The organism is Blastomonas sp. CCH1-A6 (genome assembly GCF_001556365.1).
GTDB lineage: Bacteria > Pseudomonadota > Alphaproteobacteria > Sphingomonadales > Sphingomonadaceae > Blastomonas > Blastomonas ursincola.
In genome coordinates, this window is record NZ_LSIS01000105.1 from 1 (window position 1) to 1088 (window position 1088).

Here is a 1088-nt window from a genome sequence, read left to right on the forward strand (position 1 = left end):
GAAAGCCGTGCTAGAGGCGGTCGAAATTGCCATCATCGGCGAGTTTGAAAGGAAAGCGTAAGTGAGTGCAAGCGGCGAAAAATCGGACCTTCCGGCGGGCGCGTCCGGCGGACAGGTCGTAACCCGGTTCGCCCCGTCACCCACCGGATTCCTTCATATCGGCGGCGCGCGCACCGCGATGTTCAACTGGCTGTTCGCCCGCCACCATGGCGGCAAGGCGCTGCTGCGGATCGAGGATACCGACAAGGCGCGCTCGACCCCGGAAGCGATCGACGCGATCTTTGCCGGGCTCGACTGGCTGGGTCTCGATTGGGACGACACGCCGGTATTCCAGAGCGAGCGCGCGGCGCGCCATGCCGAGGTCGCGCACCAGCTGCTCAATATGGGCAAGGCTTACAAGTGCTTCGCCACCGCGGAGGAGCTGGAGGCAATGCGCGCCGAGCAGCGCGAGAAGAAGCTGCCGATGCGCTATGACGGTCGCTGGCGCGACCGCGATCCCAGCGAGGCCCCGGCGGGCGCGCCTTATGTCGTGCGGCTGAAGGCCCCGCAATCGGGCAAGATGACGATTGCCGACCAGGTCCAGGGTAACGTCACAGTCGATACGCGCGAACTCGACGATTATGTCCTGCTGCGCTCCGATGGCACCCCCACCTATATGCTCGCGGTGGTCGTGGACGACCACGACATGGGCGTGACGCACATCATCCGTGGCGACGACCATCTCAACAACGCCTTCCGCCAGCTCGCGCTGATCCAGGCGATGGGTTGGCCCGAGCCGGTCTATGCGCATATCCCGCTGATCCACGGCAATGATGGGGCCAAGCTCTCCAAGCGCCACGGTGCACTGGGCGTCGAGGCCTATCGCGACGACATGGGCGTGGTCTCGGACGCGATGTTCAATTATCTGCTTCGGCTCGGCTGGGGTTATGGTGACCGCGAGAAGATTTCCCGCGCCGAGGCGGTCGAGCTGTTCTCGCTCGCCAATGTCGGCAAGTCGCCCTCGCGCTTCGATGCCAAGAAGCTGATCAACCTCAATGGCCAGTATCTGCGCGAGATGGACGATACCGCGCTTGCCGCGCTGGTCGCGC

The 1088-nt window shown here is 64.3% G+C and carries 1 protein-coding gene; it reads left to right on the forward strand.

What is annotated here, in order from left to right:
* Positions 1 to 61: 61 nt before the first annotated feature.
* Positions 62 to 1088, forward strand: a 1027-nt coding sequence (gene gltX, locus AX735_RS04660; protein WP_066276382.1) for a glutamate--tRNA ligase, incomplete at its 3' end; no start/stop codon positions are given.